Source organism: Pantoea sp. EKM103V (genome assembly GCF_011800365.1).
Classification (GTDB): Bacteria; Pseudomonadota; Gammaproteobacteria; order Enterobacterales; family Enterobacteriaceae; genus Pantoea; species Pantoea anthophila.
The window spans coordinates 448,787-469,758 of record NZ_JAALFQ010000001.1 but is presented as its reverse complement, the minus strand read 5'-3'; the positions used below and the strand labels follow the sequence as shown (position 1 = coordinate 469,758).

General features: G+C 54.2%; 23 protein-coding genes. 7 read left to right on the top strand and 16 right to left on the bottom strand.

Annotation, left to right across the window (positions count from 1 at the left end):
* The first annotated feature begins 1 nt into the window (after position 1).
* The 3 genes from artQ (at position 2) to HFD97_RS02345 (ending at position 2,233) form a co-directional block, all read left to right on the top strand.
* Complete coding sequence (artQ, locus tag HFD97_RS02355; protein WP_009091162.1) at positions 2–718, top strand: arginine ABC transporter permease ArtQ; 717 nt, start codon at positions 2–4, stop codon at positions 716–718.
* Positions 718–1,386, top strand: a complete 669-nt coding sequence (gene artM, locus HFD97_RS02350) for an arginine ABC transporter permease ArtM (protein ID WP_009091164.1) — start codon at positions 718–720, stop codon at positions 1,384–1,386. The genes artQ and artM overlap by 1 nt, the downstream gene beginning before the upstream one ends.
* Positions 1,387–1,501: 115 nt before the next feature.
* Positions 1,502–2,233, top strand: coding sequence for an arginine ABC transporter substrate-binding protein (locus HFD97_RS02345; RefSeq protein ID WP_140028283.1), 732 nt, complete (start codon positions 1,502–1,504; stop codon positions 2,231–2,233).
* 30 nt (positions 2,234–2,263) lie between these two features.
* On the opposite strand, the gene rlmC is transcribed toward HFD97_RS02345, so the two are convergent.
* The 10 genes from rlmC to HFD97_RS02295 form a co-directional block, all read right to left on the bottom strand.
* Positions 2,264–3,397, bottom strand: a complete 1,134-nt coding sequence (gene rlmC, locus HFD97_RS02340) for a 23S rRNA (uracil(747)-C(5))-methyltransferase RlmC (protein ID WP_167431064.1) — start codon at positions 3,395–3,397, stop codon at positions 2,264–2,266.
* Positions 3,398–3,438: 41 nt separating this feature from the next.
* Positions 3,439–3,906 carry a YbjO family protein gene (locus tag HFD97_RS02335; RefSeq protein WP_009091170.1) on the bottom strand — a complete coding sequence of 156 codons (468 nt, stop codon included), beginning with the start codon at positions 3,904–3,906 and terminating at the stop codon, positions 3,439–3,441.
* Between the two features lie 75 nt (positions 3,907–3,981).
* On the bottom strand, positions 3,982–4,827 hold the full coding sequence (potI, locus tag HFD97_RS02330) for a putrescine ABC transporter permease PotI (protein ID WP_111207963.1): 846 nt from the start codon (positions 4,825–4,827) through the stop codon (positions 3,982–3,984).
* Positions 4,824–5,786 carry a putrescine ABC transporter permease PotH gene (potH, locus tag HFD97_RS02325; protein ID WP_009091174.1) on the bottom strand — a complete coding sequence of 321 codons (963 nt, stop codon included), beginning with the start codon at positions 5,784–5,786 and terminating at the stop codon, positions 4,824–4,826. The genes potI and potH overlap by 4 nt, the downstream gene beginning before the upstream one ends.
* A gap of 9 nt (positions 5,787–5,795) precedes the next feature.
* The gene (gene potG, locus HFD97_RS02320) at positions 5,796–6,929 is read right to left on the bottom strand and encodes a putrescine ABC transporter ATP-binding subunit PotG (RefSeq protein WP_009091176.1); all 1,134 of its coding nucleotides are present in this window, start codon (positions 6,927–6,929) and stop codon (positions 5,796–5,798) included.
* A gap of 122 nt (positions 6,930–7,051) precedes the next feature.
* Positions 7,052–8,161, bottom strand: a complete 1,110-nt coding sequence (potF, locus tag HFD97_RS02315) for a spermidine/putrescine ABC transporter substrate-binding protein PotF (RefSeq protein ID WP_009091178.1) — start codon at positions 8,159–8,161, stop codon at positions 7,052–7,054.
* A gap of 380 nt (positions 8,162–8,541) precedes the next feature.
* Positions 8,542–9,021, bottom strand: a complete 480-nt coding sequence (locus tag HFD97_RS02310; RefSeq protein ID WP_167431065.1) for a YbjN domain-containing protein — start codon at positions 9,019–9,021, stop codon at positions 8,542–8,544.
* 87 nt (positions 9,022–9,108) lie between these two features.
* Positions 9,109–10,011, bottom strand: coding sequence for a 30S ribosomal protein S6--L-glutamate ligase (gene rimK / locus HFD97_RS02305; protein ID WP_009091181.1), 903 nt, complete (start codon positions 10,009–10,011; stop codon positions 9,109–9,111).
* Positions 10,012–10,031: 20 nt separating this feature from the next.
* Positions 10,032–10,754: an oxygen-insensitive NADPH nitroreductase gene (gene nfsA, locus HFD97_RS02300; protein WP_058957475.1), complete on the bottom strand. Its 723-nt coding sequence runs from the start codon at positions 10,752–10,754 to the stop codon at positions 10,032–10,034.
* Positions 10,755–10,770: 16 nt separating this feature from the next.
* On the bottom strand, positions 10,771–11,022 hold the full coding sequence (locus HFD97_RS02295) for a DUF1418 family protein (protein ID WP_167431066.1): 252 nt from the start codon (positions 11,020–11,022) through the stop codon (positions 10,771–10,773).
* A gap of 253 nt (positions 11,023–11,275) precedes the next feature.
* Between HFD97_RS02295 and HFD97_RS02290 the strand changes: the two genes are divergently transcribed.
* A complete protein-coding gene (locus tag HFD97_RS02290) occupies positions 11,276–11,539 on the top strand; it encodes a GrxA family glutaredoxin (protein ID WP_046101502.1) in 264 nt (87 codons plus the stop codon).
* A gap of 79 nt (positions 11,540–11,618) precedes the next feature.
* Here the strand turns inward: HFD97_RS02290 and ybjM are convergent, their stop codons facing one another.
* Positions 11,619–11,984, bottom strand: coding sequence for an inner membrane protein YbjM (ybjM, locus tag HFD97_RS02285; RefSeq protein WP_150029747.1), 366 nt, complete (start codon positions 11,982–11,984; stop codon positions 11,619–11,621).
* Positions 11,985–12,242: 258 nt separating this feature from the next.
* Between ybjM and HFD97_RS02280 the strand changes: the two genes are divergently transcribed.
* The gene (locus tag HFD97_RS02280; protein ID WP_009091191.1) at positions 12,243–13,931 is read left to right on the top strand and encodes an aspartate:alanine antiporter; all 1,689 of its coding nucleotides are present in this window, start codon (positions 12,243–12,245) and stop codon (positions 13,929–13,931) included.
* Here the strand turns inward: HFD97_RS02280 and HFD97_RS02275 are convergent.
* Positions 13,926–14,099, bottom strand: a complete 174-nt coding sequence (locus HFD97_RS02275) for a hypothetical protein (RefSeq protein ID WP_167431067.1) — start codon at positions 14,097–14,099, stop codon at positions 13,926–13,928. The genes HFD97_RS02280 and HFD97_RS02275 overlap by 6 nt on opposite strands.
* A gap of 231 nt (positions 14,100–14,330) precedes the next feature.
* On the opposite strand from HFD97_RS02275, the gene ybjG reads away from it, so the two are divergent.
* Positions 14,331–14,936 carry an undecaprenyl-diphosphate phosphatase gene (gene ybjG / locus HFD97_RS02270; RefSeq protein ID WP_046101501.1) on the top strand — a complete coding sequence of 202 codons (606 nt, stop codon included), beginning with the start codon at positions 14,331–14,333 and terminating at the stop codon, positions 14,934–14,936.
* Positions 14,937–15,175: 239 nt separating this feature from the next.
* On the opposite strand, the gene HFD97_RS02265 is transcribed toward ybjG, so the two are convergent.
* Positions 15,176–16,378, bottom strand: coding sequence for a serine hydrolase (locus HFD97_RS02265; protein WP_167431068.1), 1,203 nt, complete (start codon positions 16,376–16,378; stop codon positions 15,176–15,178).
* A 272-nt stretch (positions 16,379–16,650) separates the two neighbouring features.
* Between HFD97_RS02265 and HFD97_RS02260 the strand changes: the two genes are divergently transcribed.
* Positions 16,651–17,307, top strand: a complete 657-nt coding sequence (locus HFD97_RS02260) for an HAD family phosphatase (protein WP_009091195.1) — start codon at positions 16,651–16,653, stop codon at positions 17,305–17,307.
* A 1-nt stretch (position 17,308) separates the two neighbouring features.
* Here the strand turns inward: HFD97_RS02260 and HFD97_RS02255 are convergent, their stop codons facing one another.
* The 3 genes from HFD97_RS02255 to HFD97_RS22160 all read right to left on the bottom strand — a co-directional run bounded on the left by HFD97_RS02255 (position 17,309) and on the right by HFD97_RS22160 (position 20,657).
* Positions 17,309–18,445, bottom strand: coding sequence for a PQQ-dependent sugar dehydrogenase (locus HFD97_RS02255; protein ID WP_167431069.1), 1,137 nt, complete (start codon positions 18,443–18,445; stop codon positions 17,309–17,311).
* 218 nt (positions 18,446–18,663) lie between these two features.
* Positions 18,664–19,101 (bottom strand): toxin-activating lysine-acyltransferase, encoded by a 438-nt coding sequence (locus HFD97_RS02250; protein ID WP_167431070.1) that lies wholly within the window; start codon positions 19,099–19,101, stop codon positions 18,664–18,666.
* Complete coding sequence (locus HFD97_RS22160) at positions 19,101–20,657, bottom strand: MchC protein (protein ID WP_185155334.1); 1,557 nt, start codon at positions 20,655–20,657, stop codon at positions 19,101–19,103. The genes HFD97_RS02250 and HFD97_RS22160 overlap by 1 nt, the downstream gene beginning before the upstream one ends.
* Between the last annotated feature and the right edge of the window lie 315 nt (positions 20,658–20,972).

The following is a 20,972-nucleotide window of genomic DNA, read 5'->3' as shown; positions in this document are numbered from 1 at the left end:
GATGAATGAAATGATGACCCTTGCAAGCGCCGCCGGTATGACCGTCGGCCTTGCCGTTTGTGCTCTCATCGCTGGCCTCGTGCTGGCGATGCTGTTTGCTGGCTGGGAGTCACTGCGCCTCAGACCGCTGGCGTGGATCGGCACCGGCCTGGTGACCCTGATTCGCGGCCTGCCGGAAATTCTGGTGGTGCTGTTTATCTATTTCGGTGCCTCTCAGCTGCTCCTGACCCTGTCCGACGGCTTCACGCTTAACTTCGGCCTGTTTCAGCTGCCGGTGCAGATGCAGATTGAGAACTTCGATGTCAGTCCGTTCCTGTGTGGCGTGATTGCGCTGGCGATGCTTTATGCCGCCTACGCCTCACAAACGCTGCGCGGCGCGCTGAAAGCGGTTCCGGTCGGCCAGTGGGAGTCGGGCCAGGCGCTGGGCATGAAAAAATCGGCCATTTTTTTGCGGCTGATTATGCCGCAGATGTGGCGTCACGCCCTGCCCGGTCTGGGTAATCAGTGGCTGGTTCTGCTGAAAGATACCGCCCTGGTTTCGTTGATCAGCGTTAACGATCTGATGCTGCAGACCAAAAGTATCGCTACCCGCACCCAGGAGCCCTTTACCTGGTTCCTTGTGGCGGCGGCAATCTATTTAGTGATTACGCTGTTCAGCCAGGCGGTACTGCGCCGCATCGAACTGCGCACTACCCGCTTTGAACGGGGGAACAGCTAATGCTGGCTTACCTGCCTGAACTTCTGAAAGGGCTGCACACCAGTCTGACGCTCACCGCGGCCTCGCTGATCCTGGCTCTGCTGCTTGCGCTGCTCTTCACCGTGGTGCTGTCACTGAAAACCCCGCTGTTTTCGCCGCTGGTAAAAGGATTTATTACGCTGTTTACCGGCACCCCGCTGCTGGTGCAGATCTTCCTGATCTACTACGGGCCGGGACAGTTTCCCTCGCTTCAGCAGATCCCCTGGCTGTGGCATTTACTCTCACAACCCTGGCTCTGCGCGATGCTGGCCCTGTCGCTGAACAGCGCAGCCTATACCACCCAGCTCTTCTACGGTGCCGTGCGAGCGATCCCTGCCGGGCAGTGGCAGTCGTGTGCGGCGCTCGGCATGCGCCGAAAAGATACCCTGCGTATTCTTCTGCCTTATGCATTTAAACGCGCCCTCTCCTCCTACTCCAATGAGGTGGTGCTGGTCTTCAAGGGCACCTCACTGGCCTACACCATCACCCTGATGGAAGTGATGGGCCACGGTCAGCTGCTCTATGGCCGGACCTATGACGTCACCGTCTATGCCGCAGCCGGCCTGATTTATCTCTGCGTGAACGGTCTGCTGACGCTGATGATGCGACTGATCGAAAGGCGTGCGCTGGCCTTTGAAAGGCGCAACTGATTCCCGGGCGAGCTCGCTCGCCCTTCCCGCCTGGAAAATCACAATAATTGCATAATCATTCAATCTGTGGCAGGGTATCGCCTTCTCTGGCTGACCATAACACAGGATTTTTACAATGAAAAAATGGATTATTGCCGCGGCGCTGGCGTCACTGGCGATCACCGCTCAGGCAGCGGAAAAAATTCGCTTCGCCGCTTCCGCCACCTATCCGCCGTTTGAATCTCTCGACGGGGAAAATAACCTGGTCGGTTTTGATATCGATCTGGCTAAAGCGCTCTGTCAGCAGATGAAAGCGGAGTGTACGTTTACCAATAACGCCTTCGACAGCCTGATCCCTTCCCTGAAGTTCCGCCGCTATGACGCGGTCATCTCAGGCATGGATATCACCGCAGAGCGCAGCAAACAGGTCGATTTTACCCAGCCTTACTATGCGAACTCAGCGATCGTGATCGCCCGGAAAGGCCAGTTCAGTCAATTCAGCGACCTGAAAGGCAAGCGCATCGGCGTGGAAAACGGCACCACGCACCAGAAGTACCTGCAGGAAAAACATCCGGAAGTGAAAGTGGTGGCTTATGACAGCTACCAGAATGCGATTCTCGACATGAAGAGTGGCCGGCTGGATGGGGTATTTGGCGACAGCGCGGTGGTGAATCAGTGGCTGAAGAGCAATCCGGAGCTGGCTACGGTCGGTGAGCATGTGACCGACACGGACTACTTTGGCACCGGCCTTGGCATTGCCGTGCGTAAAGGCAATACGGCGCTACGCGATGAGTTTAATCAGGCGCTCGCCGCGCTGAAAGCCAACGGCAGCTGGCAGCAGCTCAATCAGAAGTGGTTCCCGGAGTAAGTCCCCGATCGCAGCGCCCGCCTCCGCGCTCTACGGCTGCTGGCGGCGGGTTAACAGCGTCAGCACCTCAAAATGGGCGGTATGAGGAAACATATCGAAGAGCTGCACCTTCGTGATCTCATACGCGCTCAGTCGGGCGATATCCTGCGCCATAGTCTGCGGATTACAGCTTGAGTAGAGCAGATAATCGGGTGCCATCTGGCTCAGATAGTCACACAGCGCCTCGCCAATCCCGCGACGGGGCGGATTGACCAGTACCAGCTGCGGCACCGCGTCCCGCCCGGTGGCAAACGCCGTCGAATCCAGCGCCGCAAACTGCACCTTCTCCAGCCGCAGCATCGCGGCGGAGCGCTGAGCGCAGGCAATCGCCTCGGCGCTGATCTCAATCCCGGTCAGCTGCATCGCCGGTGTCGCACAGTGCAGACCGAAACCGCCCACGCCGCAGAAGAGATCCCACATGCTGTTGACCGGCAGTGCGCGGACCCAGTCGCGGGCAGTGGCATAAAGCGTGCTGGCAACCTGCGGGTTGGTCTGAAAGAAACTCTGCGGACGGATCCAGAGCGGCACGCCATTGAAGTTCTCCGCCAGCGACTGATCCGGCGTCAGCGCTATCTCCTCATCGCCCTCCAGAATCGCCATATGTACCGGCTGAATGTTGGCAGAGATGACCGTCAACTGTGGCAGCTGCTGTTGCAGCCACGGCAACGCCGCGCGCAGCTGTTCCAGCTTCGCCGTCGATCGCAGGACAAAGCGCAGCATCATACCGCCCTGCTGACTTTCGGTAATCAGCAGAAACTTCAGTTCTCCACGCTTGCGCGCCACGTTATAGGGCGTCAGCCCGGCACGCGCGATAAAAGGTTTTAGTGCGGCAAAGACGGGCTGAAAACTGTCCGGATAGAGCGGGCACGCGCACAGATCGATCGCCTCCCCCTCCCGGGACAACAGGCCCAGCACCGGACGCTCAACGCTGCCGCTGACGACCATTTTCGCTTTATTACGGAACGCCTGCTGCGGTGATACCACCGGCGGCAACCAGGCCGCGACCGGCTGTTCAGCCAGCAGCTGTTCCAGCAGTGACTGTTTGTCGCTGAGCTGAGTGGAATAGGGTTTGTCGAGCCACTGACAGGAGCGACAACGGTTGGCGTCATAAAGCGCGCAGTGCATGGTAAAGCCTTAACGATCGGGTCGGGCGGAGCGCGATTGTATCACCGCTTTCTGAAAAAAGCGCGGCTGCTGGCAGGCAGAAACAGCAGCATCAGCACCAGCAGATCGGGGATTTTCTGCGTCAGGGTGTGGTGAATAATCTGGACGTTGTTGTCGCCGTCGATACTGAAAATTTCAGGGTAGATCCAGCCCAGCGAGGCCACCAGCATGTAGCCCAGTACGAGCACCTGGGTCGCCACATAGCCCCAGCGTCCGGCATTACTGCCGCGCATCAGAGTAAAGGCGCAGCGCAGCTCAAACAGGAAGATCAGCTGGCTGGCGATAAAGATAAGCGTAGAGTCCCAGGACTGAGCACTGCGGTGAACAAAGTTGGCGATTTCGCTGTAGCCCAGCTCATTGGCCAGCATCAGGACGCTCAGGCAGCGGGTGGCAATGATGGCAATGCCCGCCACACTGACCGGCACCGGCGCATCGGAAAGCGTGGCACTGCTTTTAAAGATTTCTGACATAGTCCGTGGCTCCACCCGATCGAAAAACGGGCCGGTTAAACCGGCCCGTTCATATAGTGGCAAAGGTTAACGATTTCAGCCACGTTTAGCTTTCTGAATATCGCTTAAACGCTGTTTTTCTTCGTTCGCCATTACCCGCCAGGCGATAAAACCCACTAAACCGACCACAAACAGAATCAGCGACGCCAGCGCGTTGATTTCCGGATTCACGCCGCGCCGCACGGTGGCAAAGATCGCCATTGGCAGCGTGGTGGCACCGGGCCCGGTGACAAAGCTGGCGATCACCAGATCGTCGAGTGACAGGGTAAACGCCAGCAGCCAGCCGGTCACGATAGCCGGCGCAATCATCGGCACGGTAATCACGAAGAAGACCTTCAGCGGCGTGGCGCCCAAGTCCATCGCCGCCTCTTCAATCGAGCGGTCCAGTTCACGCAGACGCGAGTTGATCACCACCGCCACATAGGCAGTACAGAAGGTCACGTGTGCCAGCCAGATGGTGAGCATGCCGCGTTCGCTGGGCCAGCCAAAGGCGTTGCCCATCGCCACAAACAGCAGCAGCAGCGACAGTCCGGTGATTACGTCGGGCATTACCAGCGGCGCGGTGAGCATAAAGGCAAACCCGTTATGTCCGCGGAACCGCCCGAAGCGCACGATGATGACCGCCGCCAGCGTGCCCAGCACCACAGCCATGGTGGCGGAAAGCCCGGCAATGCTCAGACTCAGCAGCACCGCATCAATCATCGCGCTGTCCTGGAAGAGCACCTTGTACCAGTGGAAAGAGAAATTCTCCCACACCGTCACCAGCGGTGAGCTGTTAAAGGAGTAAACCACCAGCAGCAGCATCGGCGCATAGAGAAACAGGAAACAGCAGACCAGAATACCGGTTCGCCAGGGTGAGCGAATGGTGGGCAGATTATTCATGCCTTCTCTCCCATTTCACGGTTTTGATGCTTATGGAACCAGATGATCGGCAGAATCAGAATCAGCAGGATAATCACCGCCAGCGCAGAGGCTACCGGCCAGTCACGGTTATTGAAGAACTCCTGCCACAGAATACGGCCAATCATGATGCTGTCCGGCCCGCCCAGCAGTTCAGGAATCACATACTCCCCGACCGCCGGGATAAAGACCAGCATCGATCCGGCGATAATGCCGCCTTTAGTCAGCGGTACGATGACGCTGAAAAAGGTTTTGAGCGGACGCGCCCCCAGATCCAGTGACGCTTCCACCAGCGAGTAGTCGATACGGGTCAGCGCGGTGTAGATCGGCAGCACCATAAACGGCAGATAGCAGTAGACGATACCGATATAGACGGCGGTGTTGGTATAGAGGATCACCAGCGGATGATCGATCACGCCGAGCCACATCAGGAAGCGGTTGAGAATCCCGTTATTGTTCAGCAGCCCCATCCAGGCGTAAACGCGCACCAGAAAGGAGGTCCACGACGGCAGGATCACCAGCAACAGCAGAATCGTGCGCATCGACGGCTTGCTGTGTGCAACAGCCCAGGCGAGCGGATAACCAATCAGCAGACAGATGACCGTCGAAATCGCCGCTACCTTCAGGGACTGCAGATAGGCGTCGATGTAGAGCGGGTCGTCGGTCAGCGTCAGGTAGTTGCCAAAGTTGAGTACAATGCTGAACTGATCGTCCGCCCAGCTCACCAGCTCGGTGTAAGGGGGGATCGCCCGCGCGATATCTGCGAAGCTGATCTTCAGCACCGTCAGAAAGGGCAGCAGAAACAGCAGCACCAGCCACAGGTAAGGCAGCGCAATGACCAGCTTGCGGCCATGCTGCATTTTGACCCGGGTGGCCCAGCGTTGCAGTGGCGTGCCGACCAGCCGGGCGGGCGCTTTGGCGCGTTGGAAAATCTGGCTCATAGCCGCTCCTTAAACCGTCAACACCACGCAGCTGTCGCTTTCCCAGCAGAGGCGGACTTCGTCACCCCAGGTGGGCAGCCCTTTGCGGTAGCGATGCGCGTTCTGCAACTGTGCACTGATCATCTGTCCGCTATGCAGACGGACGTGGAAGATAGAGAGGTCGCCAAGATAGGCGATGTGAACCACCTCACCCACCGCAAAGTTGCAGCCATCGGCAGGCACCTCATCGCACAGCATCACTTTTTCCGGACGCAGCGCGACATGAACCGGGACGTTATCCACCACCGAGACATCGGAGTCGACTTTTAACGGATGCATCAGGCCGGGGCTGTCGATCACCAGGCCGTCCGCCTGACGTTCACGCAGCAAGCCTTCGAAGACGTTAACTGAACCGATAAACTCGGCGCTGTAGCGGCTGGTTGGATGCTCATAGATCTCTTCCGGCTCACCGATCTGCACGAACTTGCCGCGATTCATGATCGCGATACGGCCGGCCATGGTCATCGCCTCTTCCTGGTCGTGCGTCACCATCACGCAGGTCGCACCAACCCGCTCCAGAATATCGACCACCTCCAGCTGCATCCTGTCGCGCAGCTTCTTATCCAGCGCGCCCATCGGCTCATCCAGCAGCAGCAGTTTAGGCCGCTTCGCCAGGCTGCGTGCCAGCGCAACACGCTGACGCTGCCCGCCGGAGAGCTGGTGCGGTTTGCGTCTGGCAAACTCCTGCATGTGCACCAGCGACAGCATCTCGGCGACCCGGCTGGCGATCTCCCCTTTCGGCAGACGATCCTGCTTCAGGCCAAAGGCGATATTCTGCTCCACCGTCATGTGCGGGAACAGCGCATAGGACTGGAACATCATATTGATCGGGCGCTGATAGGGGGCCACGTGCGACAGATCCTGACCATCCAGCACAATCTGGCCGCTGGTCGGTGGCTCAAATCCGGCCAGCATCCGCAGCAGCGTTGATTTGCCGCAGCCTGACGCGCCCAGCAGCGCGAAAATTTCACCTTTGTAAATGGTCAGACTGACATCATCCACGGCGTGCTGGCCGTCAAAGGATTTGGTCAGATTGCGAATCTCCAGCAGCGGCGTTAACGCCTTTGCGGTTTTGTTTTGAGGACGGGGAATGGCATCGTTCACTACTATCTCTCTCCGGAGCCAGGCGGAACATCGCGGCAAAATCCGCCGCTAAAATGGCACAACAGAGGCCGACACTGCGCCTCTGTTGCTGTTACGTGACAGGTCAATCCGTTCGGGACGAACTACTTACCACTTTTTACTTTAGTCCATGCACGCGTACGCACACGATCCAGTTTCGGATCCTGGACTTTCAGCACAAACAATTTCGACATCGCTTCCGGCGTCGGGAAGATACCCGGGTTGTTACGGATGTCGGCATTGATCAGCGGCAGTGACGCTTTGTTGCCGTTGGCATAGTTCATTTTATTGGAGACATCAGCGATCACTTTCGGATCCATGATGTAGTTCAGCCAGGCATAGGCGCCGTCGATGTTTTTCGCATCTTTCGGAATCGCCATCATGTCGAAGAAGGCCAGTGCCCCCTCTTTCGGCACGCTGTAGCCCAGGTGCACACCATTTTTCGCTGCATCCGCACGGTTTTTCGCCTGCAGGATGTCACCTGACCAGCCGATCGCCACGCAGATATTGCCGTTGGCCAGATCGTTGATGTACTGAGACGAGTGGAAATAGCGGATATTCGGACGCAGCTTCAGCAGCAGATCTGTCGCCGCACCGGAATAGTCTTTGGCATCCGAAGAGTTAGGATCCTTGCCCAGATAGTTCAGCACGGTAGCGAAAATCTCTTCCGGCGCATCCAGGAATGAGACACCACAGCTTTTCAGCTTCTCAAGGTTTTCCGGCTTCATCACCAGGTCCCAGCTGTTGAGCGGCGCATCGGTTCCCAGCGCGGCCTTCACCTTGTCGACGTTATAGCCGATGCCGGTGGTGCCCCACAGGTAAGGAATCGCATATTTGTTACCCGGATCGTGCTGCGCCACTTTTTCCATCAGCGCCGGATCGAGGTTTTTGTAGTTTGGCAGTTTGCTCTTATCCAGCGGCTGGAATACCCCGGACTGAAGCTGACGCGCCAGGAAGCTGGAGGATGGCACCACGACATCGTAGCCGGTACTGCCCGCCATCAGTTTGCCTTCCAGCACTTCGTTGGAGTCAAAGACATCGTAGACAACCTTGATGCCGGACTGCTTTTCAAAGTTCGGCACGGTATCTGGCGAAATATAATCGGACCAGTTGTAGACGTGCAGCGTTTTATCTTCCGCCATGCTGCTGGCCGACGCGACCATCAGCGAAGCTGCTACCACAGCTGACAGCCATTTCTGACGTGAGTTGAACATGTTTTCCATCCTCCTGAGCGGGTCATAACAACGCTGCAAACCTGAGATCCCTGCATTGCGTTCTGTACAGGACGTCAGTGACACAATGAATCATTATTCAGCGGGAGTTTAATAGCAAAATCCTATATCTGAAGCGCAGTTACGCGCCTGTTACAGCCCCGCAAGCATAGCCCCCCTGCTCATGCTGCACCAGACCCCAGCGTAAAAAACGCCTGAAACCGATATTTTATGCATGTTTGAGCTATGAGGTTCGGCTTTGATGGCATAAACGACGACAGATATCTGGCATTAAAGGGCAAAATGCAGAATAAAAAAAGGTGGCGGCAGGCGGCGGGTATAAAAAAGCCGTCTCAGGGACGGCTTAGTCTGGAGGGGTCGGGCTAGTGCAGCACCGAATGCAGGCTGGAGACCGCAACGTGCTCTTCTTCCTCGCCGACAATCAGCAGATTGTTGGCAAAGGCTTCCAGGATCACCATCGAGATCTGCTCTTCGCTCTGTTTCATAAAGTGCGAGAATTGACCAAAGGTTAATCCGGCGGTGGTCGTCATTGACTGGCAGACAATCAGCTTCGGCAGATTGTCATCCTGAATGTCGATAAACGCTTTTACCGTCAGCGAGCTGGCGTTGATCTGCGACAGATCGCCGACCAGCGGAATCAGCGCCGTGGGCTTTACTTCAGCCAGCGCCGAGAACAGGATGACGTTGTCGACCAGATCGATTTTGGCGTCAAACACCCCATCAAAGTTTTGCATGTGCGGCAGATGAAGTGCCTGACAGGCATCGCATTCGAACCAGGTGATATTTTGCTGATCCAGCCAGCGACGCAACAGGTCGATATCCGGAACGACAAGAGAATCCATCGTAAAATCCCAGTGGGGTGATAAACAGGCGACTTAGCTTACGGAAAAACGGGCGACGATGCCACGAAAACTGCTGAAAAGCGCGTTTCAGCCTGCGGTTTTAGGACGGAGCCCGGGGATGGTTTGCTGTTCAATCCGCGCGATCATCAGCGCGGCGAGGTTCAGTTCACTGCAGGTTTCAATGCCTTCCAGACCGGGGGAAGCGTTAACCTCCATCACCAGCGGACCGCGATGCGCGCGCAGAATATCGACACCCGCAACCTCCAGCCCAAGCGTAGCGGCGGCTTTCACCGCAATTTCCCGCTCCTGAGGGGTTATCTCCACCGGACAGGCTTTGCCGCCGCGATGCAGATTGGAGCGAAAATCGCCCTCTTTCGCTACCCGCTCAATCGCCGCCACCACCTGATTGCCGATGACCAGACAGCGCACATCGCGCCCCCGGGCCTCTTTGATAAACTCCTGCACCAGGATATGGGCGTTGAGGCCGCGAAAGGCATCGATAACGCTTTCAGCCGCCTGCCGCGTTTCCGCCAGCACCACACCGATACCCTGCGTGCCCTCCACCAGCTTCACCACCAGCGGCGCGCCGCCCACCATGGCGATCAGATCGTCGGTGTCATCGGGTGAGGAGGCAAAGCCGGTAACCGGCATGTCGATGCCCTCCTGCGCCAGCAGCTGGAGCGAGCGTAATTTGTCGCGGGTGCGGGTAATCGCGGCGGAGGCATTGAGCGTGTAACTGCCGCACATCTCAAACTGTCGCAGCACCGCCGTTCCGTAAAAGGTGATGGCGTTGCCGATGCGCGGGATCACCGCATCAAAATGGCCCAGCGGTTCACCGCAATAGTGAACCGCCGGAGAGGCCGGATTGATGTTCATATAGCAGGAGAGCGGATCGATGATTTGCACCTCATGACCGCGAGCTACCGCTTCATCCTGCAGCCGGCGACTGGAGTAAAGCGTGGCATCACGGGACAAAATGGCGATTTTCATCTCTGCTCTCCGCTCCTGGCTTAGCGTGTTGCCCAGCCCTGCTGATGCAGATAATCCAGCATAAACGGGCGTGTCTCTTTGATGATCAGGCGCTGAATCAGCTCACTCCAGGTTTCGCTACGCTGGTTGCTGTCTCGTTGCTGATAATAGAGTTCAGTGCGGCTATCGTATTCGGCCAGCACGTTTTTATCCAGTGGCTGATAGCGGTTTTCATGCACCAGCATGGCGTGTGGCATGCGCGGTTTCACGTCCGGTTTCGACTCCGGATGACCCAGGCAGAAACCAAAGAGCGGCAGCACAAATTTCGGCAGGCCCAGCAGCTCGGTCACCTCGGCGATGTTGTTACGGATCCCGCCAATAAAGACGCCGCCCAGCTCCAGCGACTCTGCGGCCACCATCGCATTCTGCGCCATCAGCGCGGTGTCGACGCAGCCCAGCAGCAGCTGCTCGGCACGACCCAGCTGGGCATCCGGGCAAATCTGCAGATGACGATTGAAGTCAGCGCAGAAGATCCAGAATTCGGCAGCCTCTCCGACCCAGGTTTGTCCGCCCGTCAGCGTGACCAGCTTGTCGCGCAGCGCTTTGTCGGTGATGCGGACAATGGAGGAGCATTGCAGAAAACTGGATGTGGACGCCGATTGCGCCGCAGTAATAATCGCTTCGCGCTGCGCTTCACTGACCGGCTGGTCGGTAAAGGCGCGGATTGAACGGTGGCTGCACAGTAAATCAATGGTCGGTGTCATAAAGTCTCCAGCAACATTATTTTCTTTTATCGGTTTGGTTAAACAGCTGTGGGGCTATCGCTTTTGCGGTGCGCCACATCAACAGCCAGGCGGCGGGCAGCATCAGCACGACCCCGGCGATAAACAGCAGCGTGGCCGGCGTTTTTGGCTCAGCCAGACCTGGCAGAGGCAGCCAGTGGTTTATCAGCAGCAGCGCCCCCAGAATTAACAGGCCGCCAGCCGCCTCCATCACCACCACAAACCGGGGTAATCTGGCTACACTCTGCATCACACTCTCCTGCCTTCACGGGCTACTGAGGGTCAATTATGGTCAACAACCCAAAATTTGCGCGGGCTGTGGCCGCCGCACGGGCAAAAAAGCCTCTGTTTCAGACGCTTCCTGACGCTTAACATAGCGTGCGGGCATCAGACTAACAGGCAAATCCTGCTTTCTTTAAGCGATACGAGCGGGCATCATGGTTGCCATTCTCTGTTTAGTTGTGTGACGTACATCACACAACAGTCGCTGCAAGGAGTTTTCTATGATTGCTGTTATTTTTGGTCGTCCAGGCTGTCCCTACTGTGTTCGCGCTCATGAACTGGCTGATAAGCTGACTGCCGAACGGGATGATTTTAGCTATCAGTATGTCGATATTCAGGCGGAAGGCATCACTAAAGCCGATCTGGAAGCGAGTGCGGGCAAACCGGTTTCTACCGTGCCGCAGATCTTTGTGGATGAAAAACATATCGGTGGTTACACCGAGTTTGCGGCCTGGACCAAAGAGAATCTGGGATTTGCCGCATAAGGGCGGAAAGCCTCGATAAAAAAGGCGAGACACCAGTGTCTCGCCTTTTTACTTTCGGGTGCCAGCAGCACGGCTGAGCTTAGTTGAGTGACGCCATCACGATCTGCATCAGCCGCACCAGCAAGGCGCCGCAGCCTGCCCAGAACAGCGCACTGAGGCTCCAGGCGAGCACAAAAAATCCGTTGCCGTGGATAAAGAGGCTGCTGTTCAGCAGCAGCGCGGCCAGTAACGTCCCCCACAGCCCCATCAGCAGCGTGCTTTTCAACGGGCTCTCCACCTGCAACAGCGCCATCAGAATGCCGGGAAGCATAAAGAGCAGTAATTCGGGCTGACCGCGAAGCGGGCCGGGTCCCACCTGCCAGGCGTGACAGGTAAAAACAAACACCAGACTGTACAACACCACGCCGCACAGGCGGGTCGTCCAGAGATAAGAGCGCTGCGGCATACCACCCCACTGATTAAAAGTAATCCCGACAATAACCTGCTGATAACCCTGCTGCGTTCAGATGGAAATAAAAAGAAACAGTTCGTTGTGACAACGAATGAAAACAGCCAATGGCTGTAGAAGATATTTGTGATTAGAATAGCGCCGCGGAAAAGGTTCCATTTGCAGTACTGATACAACAGCACCTCAACGGCCTGCTCAAGATAGCGAAAAACAGGCCTCTCTTCAACAGGTTACAAGTAAACAAGAAGTTAAACAGTGAATATTAACGTCGCAGGATTGTTAAGCGGAAATGACATTTTGTTATTATTTGTCGTTTTAGCGCTCGGCCTCTGTCTGGGTAAGTTGCGTCTTGGCTCAGTTCAGCTGGGAAATTCGATTGGCGTATTAGTGGTTTCGCTCTTATTAGGGCAGCAGCATTTCACCATCAATACCGATGCATTAAGCCTGGGCTTTATGCTGTTTATTTTTTGTGTCGGCGTCGAAGCCGGCCCTAACTTCTTCTCTATTTTCTTTCGCGACGGCAAAAACTATTTCATGCTCGCCATCGTTATGGTGGTCAGCGCGCTGCTGCTGGCACTGGGACTCGGCAAGCTCTTCGGCTGGGATATTGGGCTCACCGCCGGGATGCTGGCCGGTTCCATGACCTCAACACCGGTGCTGGTGGGCGCAGGCGATACGCTGCGGCAGAGCATCAGCGATCCTAAACAGCTTGGACTGATGCAGGATCAGCTGAGCCTGGGCTATGCCGTAACCTATCTGATTGGCCTGGTCAGTCTGATTTTTGGTGCCCGTTACCTGCCCCGCCTGCAGCATCAGGATCTGCCTACCTGCGCCCAGCAGATCGCCCGCGAGCGCGGTCTGGATGCAGACAGTCAGCGCAAAGTTTTCCTGCCTGTGATCCGCGCCTATCGCGTTGGCCCGGAGCTGGTGGCGTGGAGCGGCGGCAAAAATCTGCGTGAGCTCGGCATCTATCGTCAGACCGGCTGCTACATCGAGCGCATCCGCCGCAACGGTATTCTCGCCAGTCCCGATGGCGATGCGGTGTTACAACTGGGTGATGATATCTCGCTGGTCGGCTATCCCGACGCGCACGCCCGGCTCGATCCCAGCTTCCGTAACGGCAAAGAGGTGTTTGACCGCGACCTGCTGGATATGCGCATTGTCACCGAAGAGATCGTGGTGAAAAACCACAACGCGGTGAACAAACGCCTCAGTAAGCTCAACCTGACCGATCACGGCTGCTTCCTGAACCGGGTCATCCGCAGCCAGATTGAGATGCCGATCGACGACAGCATTATGCTGAACAAAGGCGATGTGCTGCAGGTCAGCGGCGAGGCACGCCGGGTGAAAAGCGTCGCGGATCGCATTGGCTTTATCGCCATTCACAGTCAGATGACCGATCTGCTGGCGTTCTGTGCCTTCTTTATTGTGGGGCTGATGATTGGTCTGATTACCTTTCAGTTCAGCAATTTCAGTTTCGGTATCGGTAACGCCGCCGGCCTGCTGTTCGCCGGGATCATGCTGGGATTCCTGCGCGCCAACCACCCGACCTTTGGCTATATTCCGCAGGGCGCGCTGACGATGGTGAAAGAGTTCGGTCTGATGGTGTTTATGGCGGGAGTGGGGTTGAGTGCCGGCAGCGGCATTAATCACAGCCTGAGCAGCGATGGTGCGCTGATGCTGCTGTGCGGCCTGCTGGTCAGCCTGCTTCCGGTCATCATCTGCTTTCTGTTTGGTGCCTATGTGCTGCGGATGAACCGCGCCCTGCTGTTTGGTGCCATCATGGGCGCACGCACCTGTGCTCCTGCTATGGAGATTATCAGCGATACGGCTCGCAGTAATATCCCGGCGCTGGGCTATGCCGGGACCTACGCCATCGCCAACGTGTTACTGACGCTGGCGGGGACGCTGATTGTAATTGTCTGGCCGATATTGCCCCTATAAAAATTTTTTGGCTACGTCCAGAACTTTTTTGTCAGCGTGCAGTCCTAATAAGTGCCACTGCTTTTCTTTGAAATCCCCAGATTGTGGAGCCCGCTGGTCTTTTTCCTGGCGGGTTTTTTTATGCCCTTTTTTCTTGCGCGCCGCGCTGCCGCGTCTGAATCCCGCCATTCCCCTGCCGAACTTAAACCGTTGCACAACTCAGTAACAGATTAAGAGCGTGATGATGGACGAAACGCCTCGCAATCAGCAGGATAGAGTGCTGTGAAATTAGCTTTTTGTGCTGATTAACTGGGCGAGCGCGCTGGTGCTGACTGTTTTTATTGCCGCTGTTATCAGAAGGCTGACCGGGTAGCGTCAGCCACTGTTAGCCGGGCTGTCTGCTGAGGAATCTATCCCGGAATGGAAGAACTGAACCACTCACTGTTTACTGCCATTAATGCCACACCAGCGTCACCTGCCTGGTTACTGCAACTGGCGACCTTTATTGCCAAAGATCTGATTGCCATCGTGCCGCTGCTCATCGTGGTGATGTGGTTGTGGGGGCCACGCGATCAGCTCTCTTCGCAGCGGGCACTGGTGCTGAAAACCGGCATGGCGCTGATCTATGCGCTGACGATCTCCTGGTGTGTGGGCCAGCTGCTGCCTCATCCGCGTCCGTTCGCCATTGGTTTCGGTTATCAGTTCCTGCATCATGCGGCGGATGACTCCTACCCCAGCGATCACGGCACCACGATTTTCACTTTTGCCCTGGCTTTTATTTTCTGGCATCGCCTCTGGTCGGGGGTGGTTCTGATGGGTGTGGGTTGCGCTATCGCCTGGTCACGGGTCTATCTTGGCGTTCACTGGCCGCTGGATATGCTGGGTGGATTCCTGGTCGGGCTGCTGAGCTGTCTGGCTTCGCATCTGGCATGGCAGTTCTATGGCGAGCGGATGCTGGCTGTTATCCATCCTCTCTATCGGGCGCTGTTTGCGGTGCCGATTCGCAAAGGCTGGACGCAGGACTAAGCTCCCTGTTTATTCAGCTCAGAAACGTCAGACAGCGTAATTTTTGCAGCGATAGATAAACCTGAGGCACAGGGAGCAGGGTCAGAAGAGGAAAGCGTCCCGCGCCAGGGATGGCGCGGGCCGAGCAGTCAGGGATGACGGTTTTGCGTCTTTCCGATCTGACCCTGCTTCCTGTGCAGGCACGATCTTACCGCCAGAGGAATTTCTGTTATCAGGGACGCGTCAGCGTCCCGGATAACTTATGAAAACCATTTCCCAAACCAGCCGTTAAATTTCATCATCACGAAGTCAATCATCCGGCTGAAGAATCCGCCTTCCTGCACATCCTGCATCACCACCAGCGGGCGCTGTTCAATGGTTTTGCCGTCCAGCTGAAAATCGATCGTACCCACCACCTGATTCTTCTTCAGCGGTGCTTCCAGCTGAGGTGTGGTCAGTTTAAAACTCGCCTTCAGGTTCTTCATCTGCCCTTTAGGGATGGTCAGCGCCGCATCTTTGGCGACGCCGAGATTGACCTGGCTGCGATCGCCAAACCAGACCCGCTGCTGAGCAAAAGGCGCATCGGCTTTAATGGGGGTTACCGTTTCAAAGAAGCGGAAGCCCCACGTCAGCAGCTTTTCACTTTCGCGGAAGCGGATCGCATCGCTGGTGGTGCCCAGCACCACGGAGATCAGGCGCATGTCACCTTCGGTCGCAGAGGCAACCAGATTGTTGCCCGCCCCGGAGGTGTGGCCGGTTTTAACGCCATCGACCTTGAGATTGGTGCTCCACAACAGACGGTTACGGTTGATCTGGCGGATATTATTGAAGGTGAACTCTTTCTGTTTGTTCAGCGCATACTCATCGGGGACATCGCGGATCAGCGCCTGCGCAATCAGGGCCATATCCCGTGCGGTACTGTACTGCCCTTCTGCATCCAGGCCGTGAACCGTCATAAAGTGGGTGTTCTGCAGGCCCAGCGCCTTCACGTAGTTATTCATCAGGCCGATAAACGAATCCTGACTGCCCGCCACGTAATCCGCCAGCGCAATACAGGCATCGTTGCCGGACTGGATCACAATGCCTTTGTTCAGCTCATGCACCGGGATGCGGTCACCCGGCTTGAGAAACATCAGGGATGAACCGCGCAGCTTAGGATTGCCGGTCGCCCAGGCATCCTGTCCCACGGTAACCATATCATCCGGTTTAATTTTGCCCGCTTTAATCGCCTGACCCACCACGTAGCTGGTCATCATTTTGGTCAGACTGGCGGGATCGAGACGCTGATCGGCGCTGGATTCAGTTAAGACTTTACCGCTGGCGTAATCCATCAGGATCCACGCTTTTGCGTCAATGCCTGGCGCGGCGGGAGCCTGTTCAGCATAGGCGCTGATCGGGGCGATAATCAGTAATGAGGTAGCAGCGAGAAGCCGCAGGCGTGATGGGAAGCGAGTGTTTGTCATGGGCGTGGCCGGATTGTCCTTGTTAACGCGAAATTCCAGGGGCAGAAAATTCTCACTCAAACGCTAACCGTTGACGGCAGCGAAAAAAACCGCCGAATCGTAAAGTTTTTTAGAGTTTAGTCGATTTACCCTGGCACAACGGCCGCGCGCGTGCCCTTTCGCCTCGCTTCTGTCATTCCCAAAACTGCGTGAAATTCCGATTTTTCGCAGAAGAGTTAAGTCGGTCACAATTATCCGCTAACCTGAAAGCCAGTCAGCCGAGGAGACCGACCATGGACTTAGCCCTTTTTGATCTGGATGAAACACTTATTTGTGAAGACAGCACCAGCCTGTGGCTGCGCTGGCTGGTATCACAGGGGTTCGCCCCCAGCGAACTGATCGATCAGGAACAGGCACTGATGGCCCAGTACTATGCCGGCACGCTCTCAATTGAAGAGTATATGAATAAAACCCTCTCACCGCTGTCGGGTATGGCTACCCTCACGGTAGAAGGCTGGGTGCGCCGCTTTATTCATCGCGACATCATGCCCCGCGTTTTTCCCGCGGCGCGGGAACGCATTGAGTGGCACCGGGCGCGCGGCGACCGCGTCATGATTATCTCTGCCAGCGGTGAGCATCTGGTGGTGCCGATTGCTCAGCAACTGGGGGCCTGCGGTGCGCTGGCGATTGGCGTTGAAATCGTGGACCAGCGTTACAGCGGCAATACCTACGGCACCATGACCTATAAAGAGGGCAAAGTGACCCGGCTGGGTGACTGGAAAGCGCTGCAGGCGGAGGAGACGTTTGACCGCACCTGGGCCTACAGCGATTCGATGAATGACCTGCCCCTGCTGGAGCAGGCCGATCACGCCCATGTCATCAACCCGGACGAAAGACTGCATCAGGAAGCGGTCAGCCGGGGATGGCAGGTTTATCACTGGGCACGCTGAATCAGCCGCGGGACGCGCCAGCGTCCTGCGCTAATCCCACTTTCAGCAGTTTGCCATTGGCCTCATCGGTCAGCACATAGAGCCAGCCATCCGGCCCCTGCCGCACATCGCGAATCCGCGCATTCTGGTCACCCAGCAGACGCTGCTCTTCCACCACTTTTTCACCGTTCACACTCAGCCGAATCAGGTTCTTCTCTTTCAGCGCGCCGATAAACAGCGAATTCTTCCACTGCGGAAAACGAGCGCTGTTGTAAAACGCCATGCCACTGATGGCCGGAGAGACTTTCCAGTGCCAGATCGGCTGCTCGGTGCCTGCAACATGGGTACCCTTTGACTCCGGCACTTTATCGCCGCTGTAGTCAATGCCGTACGTCGCCAGCGGCCAGCCATAGTTTTTGCCACGGCTCATGATATTCACTTCATCGCCGCCGCGCGGGCCATGCTCATTTTCCCATATCATGCCGGTCCAGGGATTCAGGGCCAGCCCCTGCGGATTACGCAGGCCAAGCGCCCAGATCTCGGGCCGCGCGCCGGGCTGTTTCACAAACGGGTTATCATCCGGCACGCTGCCGTCGGCATTCAGCCGCAGCAGTTTGCCCTGCAGTTTATCGAGGTCCTGCGCGGCGCTGCTGACAAAATTATCGCCGAAGGCGATCCAGAGATAGCCCTGAGTATCAAACGCCAGCCGGGTGCCGATGTTATTACCGCTGGAGAGCATCGGCGTCTGCCGGATCACCTCGCGGAAATCGCTGAGCTGGCGATTATCCCTGCTCAGTGTCCCGACACCTACCACCGCCCCCGCTTTGCCCTTGCTGTCAGCCTCGGTGTAACTGAGCCAGACACGACGGCTGCTGGCGAAGTCGGGAGCCAGCACCACATCCAGCAGGCCGCTCTGCCGTTCTGCCCAGACCTCTGGCACGCCCTGAATCGGCTGCGAAAGACCGCTCTCCGGGTTCCAGCTACGCAGCTGCCCGCTCCGTTCGGTTATCAGCAGCGTTTTGTTGTCGGGCAGAAAGGCAACCGACCATGGATGTTGTAACTTATCCTGTAACACCTCAACATGAGGCTCTGCAGCCAGCAGAGGTAAGGAACAGAATAGTGAACCAGAAAATATCAGCGCAGAAGTGAAACGGGCCATTGTCATCTCCAAAATGGAAAAATGATCTCAAGCGTAGTCACTTAAACTCAAGATACCTTAAAGATTTACATAAGCTTAAATAGAGCATTAGAATCTCATATCTGAATGCAAGCGCTTGCGGGCACAGGCGCCTCGATCGAAAGTTAATCATATATGAGAGCCTGCTTTTTTTACCCCTTAAACACTAAGATAGGCTCACCCAGGACATAACAGCATTTTCAAAAGACAAACAGTTTCTTAACTATTTTTTTTCTCGTTAACCAACAGACATGACGGTTTTTAAAAATTTCGAATTTTTTAAGATAATTTATTACTACGCGACCATAGCCAGGCTTACAACAAAAATCGAGAATCCACATATCCCCATCTTCATTCCACTCAGATGAATGCAATCTGAAATAAGGATCATGAATCAAACGCTCAACTGTATCGTTCTTTAAGTAAGCCCATGTCAAATAAGCAACTGGTTCTCCGCTTACATCAAAAACAAATTTTATTTGCCTATGCACTATTGCATGTTCTGTCCAAATTTGGATGCTAACTATTGGGTAAAGGCTATAGTTTTTATTATAAAGCATACACTGAACTGCATAACCTATAAGTGTATATACTGATTGACCCTCAATATCTGTTGTTATTTCTTCTAACTGTAACATCAGAATAAACTCCTTTTAATTATACTAAAATCATTTCCCTTAATGTCGCCGAATAAACTAACAACATAACTCTGGAAATCATAATTTAGATTTGATATGCATAATTGCAACTGATTTACATCAGGATGCTGCTCATCTATCATGCGTGAAATGCGTCTGAACATATCGTTTTTATTTAATACTTTTCTGGGCTGCAAACGATATTGAGCTATATCAGCCATCTCATTTAAGATACTTCTTTTCCTGCCATTAATGTTCGTATAAAGAACGCGCATACTTTCCTTCATAGTATCCAGCATATTCTTGAAACGCGTATCTTTTATTGAAATGCCTAAATGCTCTGAAGGAACTCCTAAGCTAGATTTTATTAAAGTTGCAACAGATTGCGCGGAAGACAAAGCACCCTCCGTCCTTCCAAATTTTATTTCAGAGCCAAAAGGATTAATGCAAAGCTGGAAAATATTTTCCGCGAGTTTTTTTAGCGCCGGAGGAATCGTTCTACAGCCAAGCAATTCTTGTGTAATACCTATCAAATTAAGATAACCTAAAACGCAGTTATTTTCAAATGTTCTATCAAACACTATTTTTATTTCTCGCTGGATCTGGTCACTAAAGTCAGGCATAAATAGATATTTACCTAAATATATACTTACATCTTGCATACCCTCTAATATAACAGCAGGCTCTTTAATCATTTCATTGTATCTAAGCTGATATTCAAAACCTCCTTGATAATCTGCCGGAAACAGACTATTAAGACCATTAAAATCCATCAGTCGTCCATCAATACATATGTTTGATGGTGATGTAGTAAGACGTAAAAATCGAGTTCGGCAGAATGCAAGTTGTGTAGCCAGGCGCCTTGCTAGTTCGCACATTCCTTCAATGCAGTAAAGAGCAGGATCACGCTGAGAGTCTATGCTGTACCCTTCTGGAGGGGTTGGCAAAAAGTTAGGTAGTTTTTTAATAACTCTTTTAACACGCTCTGCATCAGAAATGATTTCAGAAGCATAACGTGATTGTGGAATGAAATAAGGTGCCCGTGCAAAATGTGCAGCCCTCACTACTGGCTCGCGCACAAGCAATGCTCTTTGCGAAAAACTTACAAAATTTTCATGGTTTTGTTTACCTGATTCATTTGTAAGTAGTATTGCAAGCGTTCGCACTGTCCCATAAGGTAAAACCTTTTCCAATGCTTCGCTCCATAACATTTCGTATATGGCATGTACGACGTTTAAAATGCCGTTTGAATGTTGATCGTCAGTTCCCTCACCGACTAAGAGATTTGCGCCTATGCCCTTAATCTGATATTTGCCATCAAACCCGCATCGCGCCCCTCCGCCATTACGCTGAATTCCACTCCCACCATAACGTTCCGCATAAAAGATTTTTTTAGTAGCTTGATAATCAGATGGATTTATATAATAACTGCATTCGTTGTGTAGTTCATTTAAGTCAATGACATTATCAGAGCACCAAAGTATGTTACTACTAACACGGCATGCATAAAATGGAATAAGATTCTCTTTTAGTTCAATAAGAGCATTTTTCTTCATCTTTCAAACCCATACATAACTAGTTAGCCTTCTTTAAGAGAGCGAGATTTAAAGTCAAGACTATAAAGTTAATTAATAAAAGCCACCAAACAAACATTTAAATCCTAAGCAATATTTTCTTTAACCTTTATCATATCGATGTGAAAGCAACGCCCCCTTTAACTTTTAAATTAAGAAAGGTTAATAATTTTTTATTTTAAAATAACAACCGCATTAAATTCAAAATCTAACATCAATTAATTTAAGATTTTTACATAAATACATCGTCACTCTCACTTACTTGCATCAAATTTTTTTATTTTTCCATGGTTTCTA